Source organism: Lentibacillus halophilus, assembly GCF_039522485.1.
GTDB classification, from domain to species: domain Bacteria; phylum Bacillota; class Bacilli; order Bacillales; family Amphibacillaceae; genus Lentibacillus; species Lentibacillus halophilus.
In genome coordinates this window covers 1-7,301 of record NZ_BAAADM010000045.1, presented here as the reverse complement: position 1 = coordinate 7,301, position 7,301 = coordinate 1, and the positions used below count along the sequence as shown (strand labels likewise).

8 protein-coding genes are annotated in these 7,301 nt (G+C 42.1%); 4 read left to right on the top strand and 4 right to left on the bottom strand.

Going from position 1 to position 7,301, the window contains the following annotated elements; all coding sequences use genetic code 11:
* The first annotated feature begins 283 nt into the window (after positions 1-283).
* On the top strand, positions 284-601 hold the full coding sequence (locus tag ABDZ72_RS09005) for a group II intron maturase-specific domain-containing protein (RefSeq protein WP_343752481.1): 318 nt from the start codon (positions 284-286) through the stop codon (positions 599-601).
* Between the two features lie 141 nt (positions 602-742).
* On the opposite strand, the gene ABDZ72_RS09000 is transcribed toward ABDZ72_RS09005, so the two are convergent.
* The 3 genes from ABDZ72_RS09000 to ABDZ72_RS08990 form a co-directional block, all read right to left on the bottom strand.
* Complete coding sequence (locus tag ABDZ72_RS09000; protein ID WP_343752480.1) at positions 743-1,132, bottom strand: hypothetical protein; 390 nt, start codon at positions 1,130-1,132, stop codon at positions 743-745.
* Between the two features lie 114 nt (positions 1,133-1,246).
* On the bottom strand, positions 1,247-2,671 hold the full coding sequence (locus ABDZ72_RS08995; protein ID WP_343752479.1) for an aldehyde dehydrogenase family protein: 1,425 nt from the start codon (positions 2,669-2,671) through the stop codon (positions 1,247-1,249).
* Between the two features lie 214 nt (positions 2,672-2,885).
* Positions 2,886-3,533: a YczE/YyaS/YitT family protein gene (locus ABDZ72_RS08990; protein WP_343752478.1), complete on the bottom strand. Its 648-nt coding sequence runs from the start codon at positions 3,531-3,533 to the stop codon at positions 2,886-2,888.
* Between the two features lie 168 nt (positions 3,534-3,701).
* Here ABDZ72_RS08990 and ABDZ72_RS14430 point away from each other — a divergent pair, with 168 nt between their 5' ends.
* The 3 genes from ABDZ72_RS14430 to ABDZ72_RS08980 all read left to right on the top strand — a co-directional run bounded on the left by ABDZ72_RS14430 (position 3,702) and on the right by ABDZ72_RS08980 (position 4,787).
* Positions 3,702-3,899 (top strand): DUF4357 domain-containing protein, encoded by a 198-nt coding sequence (locus tag ABDZ72_RS14430; protein ID WP_425542368.1) that lies wholly within the window; start codon positions 3,702-3,704, stop codon positions 3,897-3,899.
* A gap of 172 nt (positions 3,900-4,071) precedes the next feature.
* A complete protein-coding gene (locus ABDZ72_RS08985) occupies positions 4,072-4,263 on the top strand; it encodes a hypothetical protein (RefSeq protein ID WP_343752477.1) in 192 nt (63 codons plus the stop codon).
* Positions 4,245-4,787 carry a GNAT family N-acetyltransferase gene (locus ABDZ72_RS08980; protein WP_343752476.1) on the top strand — a complete coding sequence of 181 codons (543 nt, stop codon included), beginning with the start codon at positions 4,245-4,247 and terminating at the stop codon, positions 4,785-4,787. The genes ABDZ72_RS08985 and ABDZ72_RS08980 overlap by 19 nt, the downstream gene beginning before the upstream one ends.
* Positions 4,788-5,261: 474 nt before the next feature.
* Here ABDZ72_RS08980 and ABDZ72_RS08975 read toward each other — a convergent pair whose 3' ends face one another.
* Positions 5,262-6,623: an SGNH/GDSL hydrolase family protein gene (locus ABDZ72_RS08975; protein WP_343752475.1), complete on the bottom strand. Its 1,362-nt coding sequence runs from the start codon at positions 6,621-6,623 to the stop codon at positions 5,262-5,264.
* Positions 6,624-7,301: the final 678 nt, after the last annotated feature.

Sequence of the window (7,301 nt, the reverse complement as noted above, 5' to 3'; positions counted from 1 at the left end):
AGCGTACCTCGTCCGCTATGCGGACGATTTTGTGTGCTGTTTTCAATATCAGCAGGACGCGTATAAGTTCTATGAAGGCCTCAAACAGAGATTGGCGACGTTTAACCTTGAAGTTGCAGAGGACAAGACGAACATTATTCCCTTTGGCAGATTTGCGGAAAAGAACAGTAGGCGGAATGGAAATAGGAAACCCCCGACATTTAATTTTCTGGGCTTTACGCATTACTGCAGCCAAAGTCAGAAAGGCAAGTTCAGAGTTAAACGGAAAACTGACAACAAGAAGATGAGAGCGAAGTTGCGTCAAACTAAGAAATGGCTAAAAGAAAACAGAACCGAAAGTGCCGAATTTATCATGGATAGAATACGAAGGTCGCTTATAGGATACTATAATTATTATTGTATCACAGACAATTCACCAACAGTTGATTTGTTTCGTGACAATATAAGAACGTTACTCTTTAAATGGCTCAATCGAAGAAGCCAGAAGAAGTCTTTTACATGGGAGAAATTCGTTTTATTTCTAAAGAAATTTCCACTTCCAAGACCAACAGTGAAAGTTAATATATACCAACTTCGAGATCATATTAGTTACATTCTGTGAAGAATGATAGGTGGAGCCGTGTGCGGGAAAACCGCTCGCATGGTTCTGAGAGGGGAGTGATACACAATCAGCCGTTAGGCAGAGAGGTTCACTCCTACTTGACCTTACACCCTACACCGCCGAGGCACTTCCAGAATTGGGTTAGAAAAGTGTTTGATAGGCATCGTCTTTCGATAGTTCTCCCGCTTTAATCAACTCATCCTCTAATCGTTTAAAGTAACTTAAAAATACGCGCTCGTTATAGATATAGTGCGCTTTGTTACGTACGATCTCTTTTGCATACAGCGCTCCTATCCCGGATTTAATTTGATCGAATGTATCGATGCTGTCTTTTTGCACACTGAAAATCTGATCGATCCTTCCCTTTTTCGAGGCTGTTCCAGGCAATGTTTTGGCGGCTTCAAGATAGTTAATATTTATATCATAGTTTCCTTTAAAATAATTGACCAGGTCCTTCCCGCTTTTACCGAGTGGAAGCACAAAATCTGGCCATACGCAGTAAACATAATTGTCTTGAATCGATGTCCCCATGATTTATTCCCCCCTCTTGTATTAGGTGCCTGGCACATAAACAATTCAGAATTGTGTGCGTGCCAGGCACCTAAAAAACCGCAGATGCGGCCGCATCTGCGGTTTCTACGTTCTTTAATCCGGCATGCCCATGATCGCTTTAGGTTCCAGGTATTCTTCGATGCCAAAGTCGCCCCATTCGCGGCCGATGCCGGATTGCTTGAAGCCGCCGAATGGTGCCGAGTAGTCAGATGGTGCGGCATTGACTTTGATGAGTCCGGCGCGGATGCTGGTGGCTGCTTTTCTCAAAGCGTCCGGATCTTTGCCGACAACATAACCAGCTAGGCCATAAACGGTGTCGTTTGCCATTTCGATGGCTTCATCAAGCGAATCATAGGTGATGATGGTTGTAACCGGGCCAAAGATTTCATCCTGAGCAATGGCCATGTCATTGCGCACATCTGTGAAGACGGTAGGTTTGGCGAAGTAGCCCTTGTTCACGCCTTCAGGTTTGCCGACGCCGCCTATTAGAAGCGTTGCGTCTTCATCGATGCCTTTCTGGATATAGCTTTGGACGCGATCCTGTTGTTTTTTCGCGACAAGCGGACCCATTTGATTGTCCTGTTGCGGATCACCAACGGCCAATTGGGCAACCTGTTCTTTCATTTCCGCTTCGAATGATGCTTTCATGTTTTTCGGAACAAACACGCGGGTGGCGGCTGTGCAGACTTGCCCGGTATTCAACGTGATATTGGATACCGCGATCTCGGCTGCTTGTTTAACATCAGCGTCATCCAGCACAATCAGCGGTGATTTGCCGCCTAATTCGAGCGCGACTTTCTTGATATCTTTCGCGGCATTTTCCATCACTTTGCTACCGGCGATGCCTGAGCCTGTATACGAGACAAAATCGATATCCGGATGTGAACTGATGGCATTGCCAACGTCTTCACCTGTGCCATTAACCAGATTGAAGACGCCTTTTGGCAGGCCGGCTGCTTCAAAGATCTCAGCAAGAATCATCGCGGCATAAGGCGTGACTTCCGCCGGTTTTAAGACAACGGTGCTGCCAGCTGCAAATGCACTTGCGATTTTAGTTGACGTCTGGTTCGTTGGGAAATTCCATGGTGTAATAAGTCCGCTGACGCCAATAGGCTCTTTCATGATGGTTGATTTCTCGCGTTTTTCACTGAAGGAGAAATTCCGCAGTTCCTCGGCTGCCTGTTTAAAATGGGAATAGCCCATCATATAGTGGACATTTTCCGAGACTTTAAGCGGCGCACCGAGCTCTTCGGTCATGACTTCGATCAACTCATCTTTGCGTTTGGCATACTCATCAGCAATCGTCTCTAATAAATCAATTCGATACTGACGGGATGTCTGGGCAAATGAAGGGAAAGCCTTCCGCGCTGCTTTAACGGCCTTATCCAAGTCTTCTTTTGTACCAGCGCTGATATGGCCCATAACTTCCTCTGTCGCAGGGTTAATGACCTCCATCGTTTGAGAGTCAGTCGATTCAATCCATTCACCATTAATATATTGCTTCAAATTATCTCGCATAAATAGGATCCCCTTTCCGGTAACATGCCGTTCCATATCAATCTATTATCATGGAAAATACATTACGGTAGTATTCTAGCATTCATTTAATCCATCTCACAATCTCAGAGCTCAGTTGAGGAGAGAGGGATATCAAGTGTCAAAATTCAGAATTGTGCGAGTGCCAGGCACCTAGACAATTCTGAATTGTGTGCGTGCCAGGCACATAAACAATTCAGAATTGTTCGTGTGCATAGTACTTGGCGGGTTCTTTTTTACTGATTATGTTATGAAGGATTTTTTGGCTGTATCGGAGAGAAATTTGGATGATTGGCCCAAGTGCAAAGGCAATGATTACGGTTCCGATGCCAATTGGCCCGCCTAATAAGACACCTATGATAGCCACAACAACCTCCATAAAGGTTCGCGAGAATGTGATGCTCCAATTCAGCTTTTCCGATAACAGAAGCATTAACGTATCGCGCGGGCCTGCCCCTAAATCCGCCGAAATATAGATACCACAGCCGATTGCCAAAAGTATAACGCCAAGAATAAAGGCGATAAATTTCAGTAACAACATATGAGGATCTGGTATGATCCAATTAAACAAATCGATAAATAAACCGACAAAAGCTAAATTGGCAAAGGTGCCGATTTGAGGCCACTTACGCAAACCAATAGAGGCACTCGTAACAATAAGGATGCCCATAATAATGGACCAGAGCCCAATCGATAACCCAAGCTGTTTAAACAAGCCTACGTGCAGCACGTCCCAGGATCCGACACCGAACCACTTTCCTTTGATAGTCAGCGCAACGCCAAGTCCCATGACCAAGAGACCTGTAAAAAAGAAAAGCCACCGAAAACCTAAATCTCCCTTCATTTCCATCCTTCTTTCACTCATCGTATAGTCAATAAATCTAGTTATAACAGATGTTTACGACTCTTGTCCATACTTCTAGTGCCTGTCACTTCCCGAATTTTGTCGAATTAAGATGGGAAGTTCGTTCCTGAATTAGCTTGGTGCCTGGCACATAAACAATTCTGAATTGTGTGCGTGCCAGGCACCAAATGTCCCATTGATAAAGAGATATTAAAAATGCAAGGAAATTACTATATCTCACAAGAAAACATCACATTTTCAAGTCCATCAACCGCTTCTTCATTATTAATAGAAAGAAGTTCAAATGGTTTAATTGCTTGGAAGCTTACTAATGGTGAGACTCTAAAAGAGGTGTTAAATAAGTAGGAATATCACGGCTCTATGCCCCGGGTGCTAAGTAATATCAAAGTCAGGCACCGACCCGTGATTATGCAACATGAATGATTGAAAAAAAGAGTGAATAAAGGTATAATGAAATTAGAATCCGGCATAGACTCTAATGGAGGTGAGTTTATGTTGCGAAGGGGGACGAATAAAAATGCCAAAAGTAGCAGAAGTTACTCCCATGGATATTAAATTTGATGATGAAAAAGAGCGAGAGCAATTTATTAACTGGGCACATGATAAAAGTACAGTTGATCAGCCTAGCATGGTTGAAATGAGAAAAAAAATAAAAGAAGCAAGAGAAATTAAAAGTAGGATGAACAAACATTGGCCGGAAACACGTTAAATATTAATACTGATAAGATTAGGTCAGCAAGCCTCTCTAATCAATTTATAGAGAATGTTGACCTTTTTTATTGTTCTGATCAACCTAATGTGGAAACGTTCTTAAGAGAAGATGCTCTGCGGTTAGAAGAATCTAATGCATGTAGAACACATTTATATTTTTATGATAATGATTTAATTGGATTCTATAGTTTATTCACAGATTACGTTAACCTTGTCAGTTCTAAGCGAGATAAAGAAGGTTGGAAGGACGTTGCTACCGCCATGGATAGTCAAGCTTTCCCGGCTATTAGACTGCATTATTTTGGTATAGATGAGAAATATAGAAGTCAGAGACTGGGTGAACTTTTGCTAATGCTTGCTTTAGATACATGTGTATACATATCAAATTATATAGGAGCCAGTTTTGTCGTTTTAGAAGCATTTGAAGATTCCATTGGCTTCTTTCAAAAATACAATTTCAGGAAAGTAAAGAGGAACAATGAATTCCAGATAATGGCTATTAAAATTGATGACATAAAATAGTGTTGGTTTGCCGGATGCTTTTGCGATTTTTTCTGCTTTTTTCTATGTCCTAGTATAAGAGGTACGGACTACTGTAACTTTCCGAATTTTGTCAAATGACCGTTTCTTTTAGATTGCACTCACATCAAATTTGGTTTTGATAGGAGTCTTAATATTTGTCATGAACAGAAAAAAGTAACCGTCCTCTACCTCGACCAAAGGTTAGGATAGGTTACTTTTTTTCTAAAGTATTACTTAACTTGTTGGTCAGCCGCTCTTCTTGTACATAAATTTATCCGTACTTTAAAGTATCTAAACCAGTTCCCCGAAAACATATTTGTCCGTGAAACCGAAATTTTAGGAATATCGGGGATTGTCCCCATAGCTTTGTGCCAGGCACATAAACAATTCTGAATTGTGTGCGTGCCAGGCACCAGTTACTAACAATTCAGAATTGTGTTCGTGCCAGGCACCAGTTACTAGGCACCGTCTCATTCATTTGTTCGTAGGATCGCTCATCGTTGGCAGTGTAAATGTTTGTTTTGGATATATGAGGTCTGGGTTCTGAATTTTATCTCGGTTAGATTGGTAAATAGCCTGAACTCCCTGCATAATCCGTGCATTGGTTAGGTTGCCGTCGTAATTATTTTTTACGATGGTCCAGAGGTTGTCACCTGGTTTCACGTTGTATGACGATTGTTTTGGTTCACCCCGGTTTTCCACAAGCTCAGTAGTCACTTTTAAAGCTCGGCCGGAGTCTATACTACTCTCGCCGAAAGTGTAGACCGTGGTATATTCAGACGGAATGGTGTTATCATCAATCGCTTGAGCAAAATTGCTAACTTTACCGTTATAGACCTTTTTGAATACCCCATCATCTGTGTCAATGTCGGAATTTAAGAGGTACGTCGCCATGTGTTTTTGGCTTCTGCCGGATAGATGGTATTCGTCATAAGTGTAGAAATCATTCGGTTCCCAACCAGATGTTTCAGGCTTATAATATTTGCTGTCGGTTGAGTAATTGTCATAACCGCCATAGATGTCTTCCGCATCGTTGGTAGGGAAGATGTCGCTGTTATCTTCAGAGGCTAAGCCGTATCCATAGGCTGGAACCCAGTCAGAAACCATATAGAAGCCCATGCTTTTATACCCGAATTTTTCATGACCCTGTTTCTCAATATTGGCACGCAGTCGCTGATTATGCCCGTAGATAACCTCTACATCGTCAGGAATGGTTTCTGAAGCGAGATAGTCTTCAATCTTTTGAACGACCTGTTTGTTTCTCATGTCCTCAAAACTTGTCAAATTAGTACGCTCGTCCATAAAACGGTTCGGCAGCAAGATATATTTGGCGCCACCTTCTACAAGGTTCTGAACCATATCACGAGCATAGTCGCTAGAAAGCTTTGCCGCACGTTCAGCTCCTAGTTCCTCGACGGCATAAGTATCATTTCCACCGACGCTGATAATATAGAGAGCTTCGGGATCTGCTTGCCCATCCACATCCTCAAGAAATCTTTTGGTTTGTTGTACGCCACCCCAGCCTTTCAACCAAGACGACCAGTTGGAACGTTCATCCGCTTCACCCTTAGTGCCTGTCATAACACCAGTAAAGGCTCCGCCAACAGCATAATTGGTCAAATTATCATAATCACCAGCTAATTTATTCGCAATGTACTCAGAGAAGATCCGCCCGTTGGAATAACGGCCTTTCCAGTAGTGCTCAGTATCCGCTTTTATGTACATTTTGTCAGCGGGATGAAACCCTTCCGCTGGTTGTGCCGCCATGACCTTGGGGGGAACGGCCATAACGAAAAGAAGCGTCAATAGTAATGTTACTAAATATTTTTTCTGCATGCTCCTGATTTTAGTTTTTAAGGTTACTTCAAAACGAAGACTATGTATATTTTGCGTCCATCTGCTTATTTTATTCTTTTTGGGGTGCCTGTCACTTCCCGAAATTTGTCGAATAAAGCCGATTTGGTTTATCATCATGTGTGTTTAAAATAATCCTAAAATAGGTTATAATATCAGTGGAAAATCATATACTAAAAGGACCGATTGGTGCGTCAACTCCAAACGGTCGAGCGTAATAGCCCTTCAAGGGGGCGGCTCACAACAAGGAGAATAACCACCTAGTTGCTTACCAGGCTTACAGGGTGGTTATTTTTTTGTGTTTGACACTATCGACACGACCAATGATGTACTGATTCAAGAGAGTGCTAAATGGAGGGTATGCATATTTTGTACGTGAATCCAGCAGATTCCTTAATATAGAGCAGACTAAAGATTCGGAGCAGCGTATGAGCAATGACTTTAGTACACTTATGCTTCATGATTTTGAAATGGTTCATCTTATTGACAGCAAAAATTATCATAAAACCGAATAACTATTTATCAGTTTTTTTATGATAAACATAAAAAAGATGAATGGTTGAAGGGAAAACGGGTGTTCTGACAGGACTTAGAAGACCGGTGAAAAACTATATTTTCTATCCATCGAAGATGTAATCAAAGACACGAATTTTTCTCGGA